The organism is Sorangium sp. So ce448, assembly GCF_051520915.1.
Classification (GTDB): Bacteria; Myxococcota_A; Polyangia; order Polyangiales; family Polyangiaceae; genus Sorangium; species Sorangium cellulosum_B.
Map to the genome: position 1 here is coordinate 4,582,483 of NZ_CP150343.1, position 17,405 is coordinate 4,599,887.

Annotated in this window: 13 protein-coding genes; 7 read left to right on the plus strand and 6 right to left on the minus strand. The window is 70.2% G+C overall.

The features are described from left to right. Positions 1-28 precede the first annotated feature (28 nt). Both WMF45_RS17430 and WMF45_RS17435 read right to left on the minus strand, forming a co-directional pair. Positions 29-2,299 carry a hypothetical protein gene (locus WMF45_RS17430; protein WP_437718001.1) on the minus strand — a complete coding sequence of 757 codons (2,271 nt, stop codon included), beginning with the start codon at positions 2,297-2,299 and terminating at the stop codon, positions 29-31. Next, entirely contained in the window at positions 2,296-4,101 is a 1,806-nt protein-coding gene (locus tag WMF45_RS17435; RefSeq protein WP_437718002.1) for a hypothetical protein, read from the minus strand. Before WMF45_RS17435 ends, WMF45_RS17430 begins: the two co-directional genes overlap by 4 nt. 163 nt (positions 4,102-4,264) lie before the next feature. Here WMF45_RS17435 and WMF45_RS17440 point away from each other — a divergent pair, with 163 nt between their 5' ends. Genes WMF45_RS17440 through WMF45_RS17450 form a run of 3 tightly spaced genes read left to right on the plus strand, consistent with a single transcriptional unit; the run spans position 4,265 to position 7,695 of the window. Continuing rightward, positions 4,265-5,437 carry a ferritin-like domain-containing protein gene (locus WMF45_RS17440; RefSeq protein ID WP_437718003.1) on the plus strand — a complete coding sequence of 391 codons (1,173 nt, stop codon included), beginning with the start codon at positions 4,265-4,267 and terminating at the stop codon, positions 5,435-5,437. A gap of 52 nt (positions 5,438-5,489) precedes the next feature. After that, on the plus strand, positions 5,490-6,602 hold the full coding sequence (locus tag WMF45_RS17445; RefSeq protein ID WP_437718004.1) for an SDR family oxidoreductase: 1,113 nt from the start codon (positions 5,490-5,492) through the stop codon (positions 6,600-6,602). Between the two features lies 1 nt (position 6,603). Further along, positions 6,604-7,695: a sulfotransferase gene (locus WMF45_RS17450; RefSeq protein WP_437718005.1), complete on the plus strand. Its 1,092-nt coding sequence runs from the start codon at positions 6,604-6,606 to the stop codon at positions 7,693-7,695. A 151-nt stretch (positions 7,696-7,846) separates the two neighbouring features. On the opposite strand, the gene WMF45_RS17455 is transcribed toward WMF45_RS17450, so the two are convergent. The 3 genes from WMF45_RS17455 to WMF45_RS17465 form a co-directional block, all read right to left on the minus strand. Further along, the gene (locus tag WMF45_RS17455) at positions 7,847-8,275 is read right to left on the minus strand and encodes a GxxExxY protein (protein ID WP_437707092.1); all 429 of its coding nucleotides are present in this window, start codon (positions 8,273-8,275) and stop codon (positions 7,847-7,849) included. A gap of 180 nt (positions 8,276-8,455) precedes the next feature. Continuing rightward, on the minus strand, positions 8,456-9,691 hold the full coding sequence (locus WMF45_RS17460; protein WP_437707094.1) for an IS701 family transposase: 1,236 nt from the start codon (positions 9,689-9,691) through the stop codon (positions 8,456-8,458). A 278-nt stretch (positions 9,692-9,969) separates the two neighbouring features. Beyond that, complete coding sequence (locus WMF45_RS17465; protein WP_437718006.1) at positions 9,970-11,196, minus strand: IS701 family transposase; 1,227 nt, start codon at positions 11,194-11,196, stop codon at positions 9,970-9,972. A gap of 178 nt (positions 11,197-11,374) precedes the next feature. On the opposite strand from WMF45_RS17465, the gene WMF45_RS17470 reads away from it, so the two are divergent. Beyond that, positions 11,375-11,785 carry a VOC family protein gene (locus tag WMF45_RS17470; protein WP_437718007.1) on the plus strand — a complete coding sequence of 137 codons (411 nt, stop codon included), beginning with the start codon at positions 11,375-11,377 and terminating at the stop codon, positions 11,783-11,785. 48 nt (positions 11,786-11,833) lie between these two features. Here the strand turns inward: WMF45_RS17470 and WMF45_RS17475 are convergent, their stop codons facing one another. Further along, complete coding sequence (locus WMF45_RS17475; RefSeq protein WP_437718008.1) at positions 11,834-12,487, minus strand: TetR/AcrR family transcriptional regulator; 654 nt, start codon at positions 12,485-12,487, stop codon at positions 11,834-11,836. 83 nt (positions 12,488-12,570) lie between these two features. On the opposite strand from WMF45_RS17475, the gene WMF45_RS17480 reads away from it, so the two are divergent. From WMF45_RS17480 to WMF45_RS17490, 3 genes are all read left to right on the plus strand, one after another. Continuing rightward, on the plus strand, positions 12,571-14,118 hold the full coding sequence (locus WMF45_RS17480; protein WP_437718009.1) for an FAD-dependent oxidoreductase: 1,548 nt from the start codon (positions 12,571-12,573) through the stop codon (positions 14,116-14,118). 251 nt (positions 14,119-14,369) lie between these two features. After that, positions 14,370-15,104, plus strand: coding sequence for a hypothetical protein (locus WMF45_RS17485; RefSeq protein ID WP_437718010.1), 735 nt, complete (start codon positions 14,370-14,372; stop codon positions 15,102-15,104). A gap of 255 nt (positions 15,105-15,359) precedes the next feature. Continuing rightward, a complete protein-coding gene (locus tag WMF45_RS17490) occupies positions 15,360-17,270 on the plus strand; it encodes a glycoside hydrolase family 2 protein (protein ID WP_437718011.1) in 1,911 nt (636 codons plus the stop codon). Positions 17,271-17,405 lie beyond the last annotated feature (135 nt).

Sequence of the window (17,405 nt, forward strand, 5' to 3'; positions counted from 1 at the left end):
CGGCGGCGCTTCCAGGCGAGCGGGGCGGTCACTCCCGCACGGGCTCCTGCAGATCCACCCCGAAGTGCTCACGGTAGCCCCGCCGCGCGGCCTCGCGCAGCTCGTCGTCGCCGCGGCGGACCTGCTCCTCGAACGCCTGCGCGTACGTCTCGGGATCGACCTCCCGCGCGCCGAAGCGCAGCTTCTTCCCGGAGAGCGTCTCGAGGACGAGCGTGGCCACCCGGTGCTCGGCGCCGCCGCGCGCCACGACGCCGAAGGGGAACAGGTGCACGAGCGTGAGCTGCGGCGGCGCGTCGCCGGCCGTCATCTCGGCGATGTACGCGGAGAGCTCGCGGCTCACGCGGCCCTGCGCCTCGTCGGAGAAGCCGGCGAGCAGCTCGGTCACCGCGGGCGAGAGGGGCAGGTGAGGGCCGTCGATCTGGTGCTGGAGCTCGTGCCGCTCGGTGCCGGCGAGCACGGCCCGCTCGAGCGTGGAGCCCAGGCGCTCGCGCAGCTTCGCGAGCGCGGCGTCGCAGCGCGCGAGGGCGCCGGCGTGAGCGTTGGCCCCGCCGTCCGCCGCCGCGTGGCACGTCGCGCCCTCCTGATCGAACCGCTCGGCGTAGGACCGGACCTCGGAGCCGAGGACGAGCGCGAAGGGATCCTGGTCGCGCGAGAAGCCGAGGTGGACACGGCGCTCGCCCGTCATCGGCTCCACGAGGAGCGTCGCGAAGCGGTCGCGGCCGACGCGGTAGGCGTGGACCTCCTTGACCCGGTAAGGCGTTGTGTAGAAGCGCCGCGTGGCGCCGTCGGCCGAGACACCGAGATTGACGGCCGCGTCGAGGTAGTACCCGAGCCCGGCGCGTCGCGCCGCGTCGTTGGCCTCGGCGACGAGCCGGCCGAACGCGCGGCCGGAGAGCTCGAGATCGTCCACCTGAGCGGCCAGCGTCGCGAGCGCCGCGGCGACGTCCTTACCGTCGGGCTGCGCCCTGGCGAGCGCGAGCATCTCGCGGCTGCGCGCCCTGGTCAGCACCTGCGCCTCCGCGCCCGTGCCCTGCGCGCGTCCGCCGCGCGCGTGCGCGTCGCGGGCGATGCGCACGCGCTCCCAGCTCGGCAAGAGCTCGCCGTACACCTTGTCCCATTCGGCCGTGGGCGCGCCGAGCCTCCAGTCGACGCCCTTCGGCGCGGGGCGGCCGAGCACGAGCAGGGCCCCCAGCAGCGCGGCGACCGAGGCCGCGGCCGCGCCTGCCGCCACGATCGGCCGGGCGCCGCCCGAGCTGGCCCCGACGCCTGGCTCCAGCTCGGCTTCGGGCACCATCACGCCGAGCGCGAGCACCTCGATCGCGGAGGCGAGCACCGCCACGACCGCGGCGAGCAGGAGCGCGAAGAAGGCGACGGTGCCCGCCTCGACGCCCCAGCCGCCCGAGAGGAACGCGCGGTACACGAAGAGCAGCATGAGGCCGGGCATGGCCCACACGGCCGCGATCGCGAGGCCCGGGTGCTCGCGCCGGGGGACGCGGCGCACGTAGGCGAGGCCCAGCAGGGCGATCGCGAGCGGGCCGAGCACGAAGAGCAGGACCATGCCGTAGCCGAGCTGGAAGCGGGCGTCGGGCAGCGTCGCGACGAGCACGGCCGCGCGCGCGATCGTCTGCGCGGGGATCTCGCCGCGCGATGGCCAGAGGTAGAAGACGAGCGCCGCGGCGAGCGACGCGATGAGCAGCGCGCTGCCGCCCCTGCGCGCCCGGGCGTGGAAGCGGAGCACAACGCCCGCCGCGGTGAACGCGAAGACCGCGAGGAACGGGGCCGGCCGCGTCACCAGGCTGTCCGGCAGCGGCAGCATGTCCCACGCGGAGCTCCGGCGGCCGATCCACACGGCGACGTTCACGGCCACGAACGCGGCGAGCACGGCGATGGCGCGCGACGTCGGCCGCTCGACGAGCAGGCCCGCGCGCCGCTCGGTGCGCGCGCCGAGGAAGAGCAGCCACAGGCCGGCGATCGCGGGCGCGAGCGCGGCGACCTGGGCGGCGGGCGCGAGCTCGGGGAGCACGCTCCACACGAAAATCCCGTGGCCGTAGGCGACCTCGTACGGCACCAGCGCCGACAGCGCGAGCGCGAGGCCGCTCCACAGGCAGCGCGCGCGGAGGCGCTCGGCCGACATGCGGTAGAACATCGCGGTCGCGGCGCTCTCCTCGCCGGGAGGAGCGGCGGCGTGCTGCGGCGGGGCGCCGGCGTGCTGCGGCGGGGCGCCGATGTTTTGCGGCGGGGCGCCTGCGTTCTGCGGGGCGCCGGCGCCGTGCTGCGGCGGGAGGAGAGGCGCGCTCACGGCTCGACCGCCGCGCTCGCGATGCGCGAGATCGACCGCTTCTGCGGGAACACCGGGTCGCGGTACCGCACCTCGAACAGCACGCGCTTTCCGTCGGCGGAGAACCGCGGCACCCGCTCCGTCGCGGAGCCCACGGTCAGCTTCTTGATCTCGCCCGTGGAGAGCGCCAGCACCGCGATGTCCGTGCCGCCCGCGCCCCGCGTCTCGAACGCGACGCGCGCGGCGTCGGGCGAGAACGCGGGCCACGAAGCGCCGCCCGGGGCCGCGTACACCTTCCGGCGCCACGTCGCCGTGTCGATGACCGCGATCCCCGGCTCGTCGCCGTCGACGACGCACACGATCTTCGTCCCGTCGCTCGATGCCGCCGGGTTGCGCAGGTCCTCCCCGGGCTTCGCGCGGAACGGGCGCTCGATCGACAGCGGCTGCTTGGTCACGTCGACCACCGCGAGGTGCGGCGCGTCGCCCTCCGACGCGTCGGGCACGTAGACGAACGCGAGCCTCGTCTCGTCGAGCCACGCGAACCCGCCGAGCGACTGGTTCTCGGTGTGGAAGCCGAACACCTCCTTGCCGCCGTCGGTGTCGAGCACCATCAGATCGGCTTGCGCGCCCGCCTCCGGGCGATCGTAGACCGCCACGAACCTGCCGCCGGGGGCGAGCTTCGGGTCGACGAAGCGGTGCTCCGGATCGACGCGCACGCGCTTGCTCTGCCCGGATCGGTCGACGACCGTGATCGTCTTGGCCCAGCCGAAGAAGTCCTCCACCAGCGCGACCCGGTCGCCGTCGCGCTGCGACGACGGATACGAGTACACGTGATAACCCCTCCACATCGGCTTGACCGCGCCGGGATCCGTCGTGGGGACGGCCGGCCGATCGAGCGGCCGCCACTCGACCGTCTCCAGCGCTTCGCTGCGGGCGAGGTCCCTGGACCTCACCGAGTGGAACACCGAGACATCGGCCGTCTTGACGAAATAGCCGCCCTCGGCCGTGCCCACGAGCAGGTCCTCCGCCGCCTGGGGCGACAGGAAGGTCACGCGCCCCTGCTCCTCGGCCTCGATCTCCTTCGCGCGGGCGGCGTACGCGCCGGCGGCCCGGTCGAGGTTCGCGGCGCGGTCCTTCACGAACCTGCGCGCCGACGCCAGCCGCTCCAGCAGCTTGATGTCCGATCCCTCCGTGATCTCGCGCACCGAGGGGTGGTCCATGAGCTGCGCGATCACCGCGTCGAGCGCCTGCGACGCCATGGAGTTCGCGAGCAGCGCCATCGCGCGGTCCTTCTTCGGCGCCCCGGAGTAGCCGCGGATCCGCCCCTCGGTCGACGTGCCCTTGTCGAGGAACGTGAGCGTCACCGGCGCGTCGACCCGGAGCTCGAAGTAACCCTCCTTGATGGGGTGCTCCACGATCTCGGGCGCGAGGCGCGCCTCGACGATGAAGCCGGCGCCGAGCGCCTTCGCGGCCTCCTTCGGGTCCTTGGCGCTCTCCAGCGCCTTCATCACCTTCGGATCGCCGCCCTTCACGGGATCGAACCCGAGCTCCGCGAGGTGCTCGCCGAGCTCGTCGGCGAGCCTCGCCGCGGGCTGCGAACCTTCCCACCAGTACCCGTCGAGATCGATCGCCACGAGGATGCGCAGCGGATCGGTCGCCGTCATCGAGCGGAAGGCGAGGAGGCCCGCCGCCGCGATCACGAGGCCGAGCACCGCGAAGACCGGCCAGAGCCTGCGCTTCGGCACGAGCGCCTCGAGCGACTCCGGCGGTTCGGGCTCGGGGGCGGGGGGCTGCGCGTCGGTCGGATTTTGAGGCTCCTCCATGGAAGGGGACGTGCCCTATCCGCGAGAGGGCGTAAAGCTGCGCGTCTTCCATGACCGCCCGACCATACTCCGCCGGCGCGGAGGGCTCGAATTGAGCCTGAATTCGCGGAGGCATGCGCCGTGCAAGCGCGTCGAGCCCTGCTCTTCATCAACGAGGTCCCCGATGAATACCGCACATACCTTCCGCCGCACGCTCGCCCATCGCCTCTTCGCCCTGCTCGCGCTCCCCGCTGCGGCGGGCGCGGCCGGCTGCACCACTACCTACAGCAGCTGTCCCGAGGATCCCGAGCCCGTCTCCAAGGTGGCCTGCTTCGCGTGGCCGCAGGACGATGCGAGCAGCCTCGGAGATGCTGGCGGCGAGGGGGGAGCCGGGGGCGGCGGAGGTGCCGGCGGGAGCGAGCCTGTCGCGTGCCCCTCGCGGTCGGAAGGGCAGGAGATCCTCAATCATACCGGCTTCGGATCGCACAGCGTCAAGAGCGATGGAGCCTTGCAGGACGGCCAGTGCTGCTATGAGACGTATTTCATCCCCATGTGTGAGGGGCGCCCGTACCTCGTCGAGGAGGCGGCGCGGACAGCGCCGTTCGTCCGCGCCCGCGGCAGCGCCGGGTGGGGCGCGCCGGAGGCCGTCGCGCCGCGGATCGATCATCTCACCGCCGATGTGCGGGCGGCGCTTGCCGCGGCGTGGACGCGCGACGCGCTCTTCGAGCACGCGTCCGTGGCCTCGTTCGGCCGCTTCGCGCTCGAGCTGCTCGCCGCGGGCGCGCCGGCCGATCTCGTGGAGGAGGCGCACCGCGCGGCGCTCGACGAGGCCCGCCACGCGCGCCTCTGCTTCGCCCTCGCGAGCGCCTATGCGGGCGAGGCGATCGCGCCGGGCGCGTTTCCCTTCGACGGGCGGGTGGAGGTCGAGGCAGACCTCGCGTCGATCGCAGCGCGCGCCGCGAGGGAGGGCTGCATCGGCGAGACCATCGCGGCGGTTGTCGCGGCCGAGGAGCTCGGCGCAGCGGAGGACCCGGCGGTGCGGAGCGCGCTCGCGATCATCGCCGCGGACGAGGCGCGGCACGCGGAGCTCGCGTGGGGCACGGTGGCGTGGGCGATCCGCGCGGGCGGCGAGCGGGTGCGGGCGGCGGTGGAAGAGGTGTTCGCGGGGCTCGGGCGCGCGGAGATCGAGGGAGGCGACAGCGCAGGAAGTGCGCAGCTCGCGGCGCACGGGCGCTTCGGCGCCGCGGCGCGCGGCGAGGCGGCCGCGCGCGTGATCGAGGAGATCGTGCGGCCGGCGTCGAGGTTGCTCCTGGCAGGGAGCCCGGACGAAGCGGCCCAGAGCGCGATGACGGCCTGAGGGGAAGGGCCCTTCCGGTCGCCTTGGCCACGCGATACGCTCCCTCTCCGCCATGAAGAAAGCGCATCTCGTGACCGGGGCGACCGGGTTTGTCGGCGCCGCGCTCGTCCTGGAGCTGCTGCGGCGGACCGATGACGACATCGTGACGCTGGTCCGACCCGGCGACACCGGAGCCGTCGAGAGGTTCCGCCGGTCCATCCACCATGCTGCAACCCTCTACGAAGCGACCGATGTGCTCGCGAAGCTCGACAGGTGCCGTGTCGTCGCCGGTGACGTCGTCGAGCAAGAGTGCGGCATCCGCGAGCCGATCGATGTTCGCGTCGCGCAGGTGTGGCATGCCGCCGCATCGCTCCAATACGAGGACCGTCACGTGGACGTCATCAGGGCGACCAACGTCGAAGGCACCCGCCGCGTCCTCGCCCTCGCGGAGCAGCTCGGGGCGGGGACGTTCAATTACATCAGCACGGCGTATGTTGCGGGGCGAGCGACGGGGGTGATCCCCGAGGTGCAGAGCCGCGGCAACGCGACCAACAACCACTACGAGCAAAGCAAGATCGACGCCGAGACGCTCGTCGCATCCTGGGCGAACGGGCGCGTTCGTATCTTTCGCCCCAGCATCGTTGTGGGGCATAGCCACACGCTCGGGGCGACCTCGTTTTCGGGCTGTTATGGTTTCTTTCGCCAGCTCGTGCAGTTCCGCGGGATGATCGAGCGCACCCAGAAGGGCTTGCTCTCGAGGTCCCCCGTGCGGATGAGGGTCGACCCGGATGGCGACCTGAACCTCGTTCCGGTCGATGCGGTCGTCCAGGAGGCCGTCGCGATCGCCCTCCAGGACGCATGCGCGGGTGTGTTTCATCTGACGCATCCATTCCCATGGAAGACCGGCGCGACGGTGCGCGCGATGTTCGAGCTGCTCGGTATGCACGCGCCCATCTTCATCGACCGGCGTGACGACCTCTCGTGGCTCGATCAGCAGCTCGACAAGCGGATGGACTTCTACGGCTCGTACATCATCGGTCACAAGCATTTCGAGCGAATCCGGACGGACGCGGCGCTCCGAGGGGGCGAGCGTTTTGCGTACGCGGAGGTGCCCCTCGTGGCGCTCTGCCAGTGGTACTTTCAGGTCCTCGAAGAGACCCGCAAGAACCTCCCGGTGGCACGCTGACATGAGCGCGACAGGGCCGCTCTTCATCGTGGGGACGGGGCGTTGTGGGTCGACCATGCTGTCGAACCTCGTGCGCCGGCATCCGGACCTGCTGAGCATCTCCGAGTTCTTCTCGCTGGCCACCGACCTCGGTGGACGGATCTCCCCGTGCTTCCCCGACCCTCCGATCGGCGCGGACGCGCTCTGGCGGATCCTCGCGGGCATCCAGCCCAAGCTGGCGACGATGCGGCGCCACGACGTCATGATGGACGAGGTGCTGTATCGGCCGGCGGCGCTCCCATGTTTCGGCGGCGTACCGGGTGTGCCGGCCATCCTGGAGACCGCGCTTCCGCACCTGTGCGACGAGCCAGAGGCGCTGCTCGACGACCTCGAGCGCTTCGTCGCCACCCTGCCGACGGCGGCGGTCGGCCAGCACTATCAGCAGGTGTTCGGGTTTCTCGCTCACCGCTTCGGCAAGCGAACGTGGGTCGAGCGTTCCGGGGGGTCGCTGCGGCTGGTTCGCCGGCTGCTCAAGAATTTCCCCGACGCTCGCTTCGTGCATCTGGTGCGCGACGGCCGCACCTGCGCAATCTCGATGAGCCGTCACCTCGGGTTTCGCATGGCGTTGATCGCGGTTCAGCTGACCGAGATCCTCGGCGTCGACCCGTGGGAATCGAGGGACCGCGCGTACGTGGACGACGTGCCCGAGGAGCTGCTCCCGTTCTTGCCCGAGCGCTTCGATCGCGAGGCCTTCCTGCGCTACGAGACGCCGCTGCCGCTGTGCGGTCATTACTGGTCCGGCGAGATCGTCACTGGGCTCGACGAGCTCTCGGGCGTCGCACCCGGGCGGCTCTTGACGCTTCGTTACGAGGACTTCGGTCGAGCGCCGCGCCCGACCATCGCTCGCCTGATGGAGTTCATCGGCGTCGACGCCGATGACGCCTGGATCGAGCGCATGGCGGGCATCGTGCGTCCGGCGCGCTCGCGCTTCAGCGAGCTCGCCCCCGGAGAGCGCCGGGCGTTGATGGACGCGTGTCAGCCTGGCTTCGCCGCGCTTGCGGAGCTGTATTCCGACGAGATCGCGGAGGCGGCCCTGGACGAGGCACCCATCTGAGCGAATCCGAGTGGAACGCCCGCACGAGATCGCCGGCGCGCCCTCCGAATGGCGATCACCCGAGGGGCGGCCGTGAACCGGATGCTAGCACTACTGCGGGAGGTTCGTCGCGGAAAGAGAGGAACCGCCAAGAACGCCAAGAACGCCAAATTTACGGGGAATGAACCACGCGCCTGACACCGGTACGGAGGAAGGCCACTTTGAAGGTGATCAAGAGGCCAAGCCGTAGTCTTGCCGCCTTGAGGTACGACAGAAGCTGCGCAACGTGGATCGGGGCAATGCCCTCGGTGGCCTTGAGCTCGACGACGAGCTGACCATCCACCACGAGATCCAATCGAGCCTGGCCCACCAGATTCCCCTTGTAGTCCACGCCGATGGGCACTTGCCGGGCGAACGGAATGCGGCGCAAGGAAAGCTCGACGCAGAGCGCTTCCTCGTAGATAGCTTCGAGGAAGCCAGGGCCGAGAGTTCGGTGCACTTCAAGCGCGGCGCCGATCACGCAGTGGGCGAGGCGATCCAACTCCGCGTCGGGCTCGCTCCTCACTTCTTCCTTGGCGTCCTTGGTGTCTTGGCGGTTCATCTCGTGTCTATCGACACAACCCCGCCCTCAGTTGTGCACTCCGCCGCAAAAGAATGCAGTTGACCCTTTGGAGAGTGTGGGATCCCTCGACGGTGACACAGAGGGCATCGAGGGAGCCACGCGATGAGGGCGTACGCTATGGCGAGGCGGAGAGTGGTGAAGGAGTCGGCGAAGTGGCGCTCAGGCCGCGCTACGGAGCGCGTAGCCTTGCGCTTCCCCTCGGACCGAGGGGGGAAAATGCCGCACGCGTTCAGCAACAATGAACGCGTAGCAGCACAGGACGACGGACACGTGATGGTGCCATCCAGGGAACGACCGTCCTTCATAGTGGTCGAGCCCCAGCTCCCCTTTGAGCTCCTCGTAGGCGTGTTCGGTGCGCCATCGTTCCTTCAGGGTTCTGACGATCTGCTTCTTGCTCATCCGGCGAGGCAGCGTGGTCAGGGCAAACTTCGTCGGCTTCGTTTCGTCGTGCGGCCACTCGATCACGAGCCACAGGACCTCTCTGTCCTTGGGCTCGGACCCATCGTCATGGGCCGCCTTCACTCTGCGAAAGCAGAAGCGGCTGGCGAGCTTTCCGCGTGTTCCTGTGCGCCACGTCACTCGCCGGAAGGCCTGCAGCCCGAGCTCGATGCCGAGCTTCTGAACGCCGACGGCGGCGCCGCGGCGTCGTTCCTTGGCGTCGAGCAACCACACGCCCGTGGTCGCGTTGACGGCCACGGCGAAGTCAAGCCCATAGCTTCGCAGCGCGTCACGAAAACCGGACGAGGTGCCATAGGCCGCATCCGCGAGAACGATGTCTCCCGGGATCTCGTCGGCTATTGCGCGGGCGATCATGTCGAGCGCGAGATCCGGCTTGGTCTTGAACACCTGATCGGACGGAATCCTGGCCTCCTTCCGGCGCTCCTCGTCATCCAGCCACTGCTGAGGGAGGTACAGCTCAAAATCGAGAGGGACGTGCTCGGTTCTGTTTGCGGCGCAGAGGCTCACGCCAACCTGGCAGTTCGTGATCTTCCCTGCGGTGCCTGTGTACTGGCGCTGGACACCGACAGAGTGGTCCCCTTGCTTGAGGAAGCCCGTGTCATCGACGATCCAGACCGAGATCGGATCCTGTTCGTGCATGGCCCTCGTCACATAGTGCGCAGCCTCACGGCGGACATCGCGATCGCTCCACGGCGAGTCCCTCAAGAAGTGGAGAAGCCGGTCATGGGCGCGCTGCGTCTCGCGTGGCTCTCCGAACGCGCGCGCCGCGATGGGCTCGACGCTCTTTCTCTCCCCCTCGCCCAGAATGCCAAAGGCGTAAGCCGCGAACGACGCCCGCTGCTCCTTTCGTCGTAGGTGGGCGCCGATCTGGGCAAAGTAGTCATCCAACCGAGACTTCGCTGCGTTGTCCAGCGTGTATGTCATCGCGACGCCCATCTTGGGCACCCGACCGCAGATGGAAACCCCCTGTTCTAACTTTCGGAGGACAAAGTGAGAAACAAACGACACCAACCGACCAGGTGGCTGTCGCCGGCCTACTCAGGTCTCACCAACTTCCCGCAGTAGAACTAGCACCACTGCGTCACGGCCCAGCGAGCTGAAACGGATCGCCCCTGGACTGCGACGCGTGGCAGCTTGGGCATCGGGGCAACCAGCGGGTCAGCACGCGAGCGATGGCGAGACGAACCGTGGGAAAGGAGTCCGGGAAGTGGCGCTCAGGCCGCGAGCGCGAGCGCACGGGGGCGACGCGGCCGGGCGGCCGAGGGGGGAAAAGGCCGCGTGCGTTCCGCGACCACGAAGGCATAGCAGCTCAGCGCGACCGTGACGTGATGATGCCAGCCGCGAAACCGACGGCCCTCAAAGTGGTCGAGGCCCAGCTCCCCCTTCAACTCTTCGTAGACCTTTTCGGTGCGGTAGCGTTCCTTGAACCTCCGAACGATCTCTTTGTTCGTCATCCGCGCCGGAAGCGTCGTGAGCGCGAACTTGGTCGGCTTCGGCTCGTCGTCTGGCCACTCCATCAGGAGCCAAACGGGCGGGTGCTGCTCGATCGGGATCCCGTCCTCGTGCGCCACCTGGACGCGCCGAAGTGCGAAGCGCGAGGACAACGTTCGACACGTGCCTTCCCGCCAGCACAGGCGACGAAACGCCCCGCGTCCGAGGCGTTGCGCGAAGTCGGCGGCGCTGACGGTCGGGCTTGGGTCGACAGCGCCACGACGTCGCAGCGGGAGGACCTTTGTGGGCGATTCGATGCCGACGGCGTAGTCGAAGCCCAGCAACCGCACCGTCTCCCGGAACGCATTAGAATTGCCGTAGGCGGCGTCGGCCAGCACGATATCCCCGGGAATGCCGTGATGGACGGCGCGCTCGATCATCTCGAGCGCCAAGTCGATCTTGGTCTTGTAGACGACTTGGTCGGGGATGCGCGCCTCTCGTCGTCGTGCTGGATCGTCCGCCCAGCTTTGCGGCAGGTACAGCTCGAAGTCAATGGGGACATGGTGATAGCGGGTCGCCACACTGAGGCTGACCCCGATCTGGCAATTGGTGGTCTTACCGGCGGAGCCGGTGTATTGCCGCTGAACGCCGACGGAGTGGGTCCCCTTCTTCAAGAAGCCCGTGTCGTCGACGATCCACGAGGTCACGGGGGCCTGCTGGGTCATCGCTCCGATCGCATAGCGCGCAGCGTGAACGCGCACGGCCTCGTCGTCCCAATGCGAGTTCGAGACGAAGTGCAGCAGGCGTTGGTGCGCCACCTCGACGCGTTCCGGATCGGGGCAGGCGCGCGCCGCGATCGGTTCGACGCTCTTGCGCTCCGCCTCGCCGAGCAGCCCCAACGCATACGTCGCGAAGGACTCGCGCCGCAGCGGATGGCCGAGCACGTCGCCAATCTCGGACAAGTAGGCCTGCAACCGCTGCTCCGCAGCGGGGTCCATCATGTACTCCATGGCCCCGAAGGCTGTGTCGCGCGGGCGCCGCGTCGACCCCGGCGCGACGAAAAGACTCCTCGATCTACAGGGATATCCGCCCGAGCGTGCAGCTCCCGCCGGTCGGTCGTTGCCGGGCTCGACGGGCTGCGACGCAGTGGTGCTAGGTCGCGACGTGCCCTGCTGCTACCCTCATCGCATGTCTGACCTGCTCGTCAACATCGATGTCCCGGCGCTCGATCCTGCCATCGCGTTCTACACGCGTGCGTTCGGCTTGCGCGTCGGGCGGCGCTTTGGTGCCTCCGGGGTCGAGCTCCTCGGCGCGGCGGCTCCCATCTACGTCCTTGTGAAGCCGGCCGGCAGCGAGCCTGCCGCCGGCGCGTCCCCGCGCGACTACCGGCGTCACTGGACGCCGGTCCACCTCGATTTCGTGGTCGACGATCTCGAGGCCGCCGCGCGCCGCGCGCAGCAGGCAGGCGCCGTCCCCGAAGCCGAGATCGAGGTGGCGGCGTGGGGGCGCATGCTCCGCCTGGCCGATCCCTTCGGCCACGGCGTCTGCCTCCTCCAGTTCAGCGGCCGCGGCTACGACGAGATCGCCACGCCCGGCTGAGCGCGCGGAGGCCACGTGGGGCAGTCGCCCTCGGCGCCCTCGACGAGATCACGTGTCCTCCCGCCCCGCGCCGGCGCGGGGCCCTGGGGTCTGCTTCCCGCGCAGGTAGCGCTCGAGCAGCTGCACGAGCTCCTCGGCCAGCGCGCCGGAGCGCACGTCGTCGGGCCGCTCGACGATCGCCTGATGCACGACCGCGTGCGCCGCGGTCTGCATCATCCACCACGCGAGCTCCACGTCCGGCGCCGGGCAGCCCCACGCCGCGAGGAGCTGCTTTGCCTCCTCGAGAAGGAAGCCCTCGCTCGCCGCGGAGCGGGTCGCCCTGATGCGCGGCATTTGCTCGAGGAACACGCGGTGCAGCTCGGGCTCCACCGCGTGGGCGGCGATGCCGGCCTCCACGATCGTCCGGACCACCCGATCGGGCGGCTGCCCCCGATGCGCGGCGAGCACCGCGGCCGCGGCCGCGCGGCCCTGCTCGATGTGCCGGCGGTGGAGCTCGGCCACGAGCGCCTCCTTGCCCGGAAAGAACTGGTACAGCGACGCGACGTTCACCCCGGCCCGCTGGGCCACGCGGTTCGTCGTCAGCCGCGCGTACCCGTCCCGGACCAGAATGTAAGCGGTCGCCTGCAGGATCGCCTCGACCGTCGCGCGCGACCGGTCCTGCGTCGGCTGTTTCCGCGGCGTGGCAGCGTCCCGCTTGCGCATGGAACCATGCTGGCAGAACGCAAGCTGACGAGGCAAGCGACAGCTTCCAAGATGGCGTGACTTCACCTGACAGGAGACAGCCAATGAATCCGTCGCTGAGCACGCATGTCCTCATCGCGGGGGCGGGGCCCACCGGCCTGACCCTCGCGTGCGATCTGGCCCGCCGTGGCGTTGTGTGCCGGATCGTCGACAAGGCGCCTGCCCATTTCGCCGGCTCTCGCGGAAAGGGCGTGCAGCCGCGCACCCTCGAGGTCCTCGACGATCTCGGGGTGGTCGACGCGGCGATGGCCGCCGGAGCCCCTTACCCGCTGATCCGCGCCTACGACGGCGCCGCGGTGCTCGGCGACTGGGCCATGTTCGAGCGCCGCGCGCCGGCGCCGGACGTGCCTTATCCGAACATCCTGCTCCTCGGGCAATGGCGGACGGAGGAGATCCTGCGCGCCCGGCTCGCGCAGCACGGCGTCCGTGTCGAGCTCGCCACCGAGCTGACCGGCTTCGAGCAGGACGGCGACGGCGTGACCGCCACGCTGGTCCGCGGGGGCGAGACGGAGCGGGTCCGCGCCGGCTACCTCGTCGGCGCGGACGGGGGGCGCAGCTTCGTGCGGCGCGCGCTCGGCGTCGGCTTTCAGGGGGAGACGCTGGAGGCGGACCGGGCGCTCGTGGGCGACGTCCGCGCCGACGGGCTGGACCGCGAGCGCTGGCATGCATGGCCGAAAGCGCTCGGCGGCCCGGTCGCGCTGTGCCCGCTGCCCGGCACGGAGCGCTTCCAGATCCTGATACCGATCCATGGCGACGAGGCGCCCGAGCTGACGGCGGAGGCCGTCCAGAGGCTGTTCCACGAGCGGACCGGGCGCTCGGATGTCCGGCTGCACGACGCGAGCTGGCTGTCGCTCTACCGGCCCAGCGTGCGGATGGTGGACCGGTACCGGGTCGGCCGGGTGTTCCTGGCCGGCGACGCCGCGCACGTGCACCCCGCGGCCGGCGGGCAGGGCCTGAACACCGGCATCCAGGACGCCTACAACCTCGGCTGGAAGCTCGGCCAGGTGCTGGCGGGAGCGCCCGCGGCGCTGCTCGACACCTACGAGGAGGAGCGGCTTCCCGTCGCCGCGGCGATGCTCGGCCTCACCTCGAGGCTGCATCGCCGGACCGCGGAGGGAAGCCCGGGCGAGGTGCGGCGCGGCCCGGAGACGCAGCAGCTCGACATCAGCTACCGCGGGAGCTCGCTGGCCCGTGACGAGGCCCGCGACGATCACGGCGCGCCGGCGCGCGTCCTCGCGGGGGACCGAGCGCCCGATGCGCCCTGTCATGACGCCGAGGGCGCGCCCGTCCGCCTGTTCGATGTGTTCCGTGGCCCGCACTTCACGCTGCTCGCCTTCGGCGCGGCCCACGGGGACACGGTCGCCCGGGTGAACGCCCGGTATGGCCCCGCCGTGCACGCGCGCGCGGTGGTGCAGCCGGGGGAGCCGGCCAGCCGGCGCGCCCTCGTCGATACGGATAGGTACGCGCGCACTGGCTATGGCGTTGATGGCGATGCGCTCGTGCTGGTCCGCCCGGACGGCTACATCGGATGGCGCGCTTCGCCGGGCACGCTCGAGCAGCTCGACGACTTCCTTCGCCCGCTGGTCGGGTGATCGCAAGGGCTTTGCTACGGCTGTGCTTGGCGGTACGCTGAATCCGATCGAGCTACCGCGCAGGCCACGCGACACCTCTCGAGGTGACGTCCCCTGACGCGCCCGCGGGTTCCGCCCGCGCAGGAATGAACAGCGTCCCCGCACGCGCGCGCCCGCGAGATCCGCTCACGCGCCCGCGCGACCCCGGAGAAAGGCAGCGAAGGAAGAACATGAACACCCGCTCGTTTGAACAAGTCCTTTTGGCCCTGACAATGACGCTCTCGGCCGGTTGCGCGGCCGAGGCGTTCAGCGAAGAGGAGCAGAGCGAGGTCGTGGGCGAGGCCGAGGAGGCGATATCGGTCTTCTCCTTCAGCCGGAGCGCGACCAACAACGCCACGGTGAACACGGCCAATTTCAACCTCAATATCAACCCGAGCCGGCGCGTGATGATCGGCACGACCGGCATCGTCGGCGCCAGCTCCTCGGGGGACACGTACCTCCGCCTCTTCGACCTGAGCTCCGGGTCGCCCGTGCAGGTGGCCTCGGCGAACGACGGCCCCTCGGGGTCGATCTCGGCGCAGATCCGCTATACGACGTCGGCGACGGGCTGGCCCTTCCAGATCCGGGCCGGCTGTGACGGCTTCTCCTCGTGCAGCGGGACGGTGGCGATCGCGCGCGGTAAAGGCACCTTCTCGTACTCGAGGAGCAGCACGAACTACGCCACGACCAACTATGTCGACCAGGCGTACTTCTTCAACGCCGGAGAGACGATCTCCTTCGGCACCTGCGCGGCGGTGCTCTACGGGGCGAGCCGCTCGGGGATGTCGTACATCCGCCTCTTCGATCGCAACGGCGTCCAGGTCGCCGTGGACTCCGCCGAGACGATCGGCTGCTCCGAGATGCCGAAGACGACGCACGTCGCGGCGTTCTCGGACTACTACACCTTCCGCGCCGGCTGCGTCGGCAACGCCTCGTGCACCGCGACGGTGGCCGTCTACGCCGAGTGAAGCGCGACCAGCTCGCGGCGAGCAGCTTCCCTGTCCGATCGAGCCCACCGTTCGAGGCCACTTGCCCGCTTGCCGCTGGGCCCGCTCGAAACGCCGGAATTCCCGGACTCATGGAGAGACGGTGATTGTCCGGTATTCTCGCGTCGATGAAGTCTGCGCCACCGCGCGGATCAAAACCCGCGCTGGCGGCATGGCGTGACGCCTGAGGCGCTGTAAGGTCTGCCCCGCCGTACAGCAAAGGAAGCACCTCGAAGGATGAACCGCCCGTCCGTCTCCGCCGAGCCCCCCCCTGGAGCAGACCTCTCCACCGCCGGCGGGCGCGCGCATGGCTACCCGCGGCCGCAGCTCCGGCGCGCCGGGTGGGAATCACTCAACGGTACGTGGAGCTTCGCGCTCGATCCCGAGGCGCGCTTCCGGGAGCCGGCCGACGTGGGCTGGGAGGGCTTCATCGAGGTCCCCTTCGCGCCGGAGACACCGCGGAGCGGCGTGGGCGCGCGCGGCCTCTTCCGCGCCGTCTGGTACCGGCGCACCATCGCGGTGCCGGAGCTCCGCGGTGGAGAGCGGCTGATACTGCACTTCGGAGCCGTCGACTACGACGCGACGGTCTGGGTCGCGGGGAGCCGCGCGGCGCATCATACCGGCGGCTACACCCCCTTCAGCATCGACATCACCGACCTCGTCGGTTCAGCGCGCGCCGTCGAGATCGTCGTGCGCGCAGAGGACGATCCGCTCGACCTCGCCAAGCCGCGCGGCAAGCAGGATTGGCAGCTCGAACCGCACTCCATCTGGTACCCGCGCACGACCGGCATCTGGCAGACGGTGTGGATGGAGCGCGTGCCCGCGAGCTCGATCGCGGCGCTCCGCTGGCAGTCGAGCCTCGACCGATGGGAGCTCGATTTCTATGCCAGGATCGGCGGCGAGCGCCGGGACGGACTGCGGCTGCGCCTGCGCCTCAGCGCGAACGGCGCGCTGCTCGCCGAGGACAGCTACGCCGTCGTGCTCGGCGAGGTCCACCGCCGGATCGCGCTCTCCGATCCGGGCATCGACGACTCGCGCAACCAGCTGCTCTGGAGCCCGGAGTCACCCACGCTCATCGACGCCGAGATCGAGCTCGTCACCCGCGACGGCGAGACGATCGATCGCGTGCACAGCTACACAGCGCTCCGATCCATCGCGGTGCAGGGCGACCGCGTGCTGCTCAACGGGCGGCCCGTCGGGCTCCGGATGGTGCTCGATCAGGGCTACTGGCCCGAGACCGGGATGACCGCGCCCGACGACGACGCGCTCCGGCGCGACATCGAGCTCACGCGCGCCATGGGGTTCAACGGCGCACGCAAGCACCAGAAGATCGAGGATCCGCGCTATCTCTACTGGGCCGATCGGCTGGGCTTGCTCGTGTGGGAGGAGATGCCGAGCGCTTACCGCTTCACGCCCCTCTCGATCGAGCGCCTCACGCGCGAGTGGACGGAGGCGATCAACCGCGATTTCAGCCATCCGTGCGTCATCGCCTGGGTGCCCTTCAACGAGTCCTGGGGCGTGCCCAACCTGCCGGACAGCGCGCGCGAGCGGCACGGGGTCAAGGCGCTCTATCACCTCACCAAGACGCTGGACCCGACGCGCCCGGTGATCGGCAACGACGGCTGGGAGGCCGTGGCCACCGACATCATCGGTATCCATGACTACGATCCGGATCCGGCCCGGATCGCCCAGCGCTACGACGGCGGCGAGTGTCGCCCGCGGCTCTTCCGGCGCGAGCGCCCCGGCGGCCGCGTGCTCGTGCTCGACGGCCACTCGCGCAAGCTGGAGCACCCGATCGTGCTCTCGGAGATGGGCGGTATCGCGCTCCGCCGCCCCGGCACGTGGGGATACACCTCCGCCGATAACCCAGCGGCGCTGGAGCGGGCGTACGAGCGCCTCCTCGCCGTGGTGCGCGCGACACCGCTGCTCGCCGGCTTCTGCTACACGCAGCTCACCGATACCTACCAGGAGGCCAACGGGCTTCTCTACGCCGATAGGACGCCGAAATTCCTGATCGACGCCATCGCCGCCGCCACGCGCGGCCGGGCCGCGGGGCAGGTGCACCCCGACCCGATGGAGCTCGCGGAGTGCGCAGGCCCGCGCCAGGAAGGCATCATGATGGACGAGGTGATCGCCGGGGAGGAGTGATGTTCCAACGGAGCCTCGCCAAGCCGGGCGGCTGAGCGGCGGCCGAGCTCCGCGATGGACGTGGCCCTCAGGTACGTTCCTTGTATTGCCCCTCCCGGGCGGCACGCTCGTGCACATCAGCCGCGCCGCGGCCGC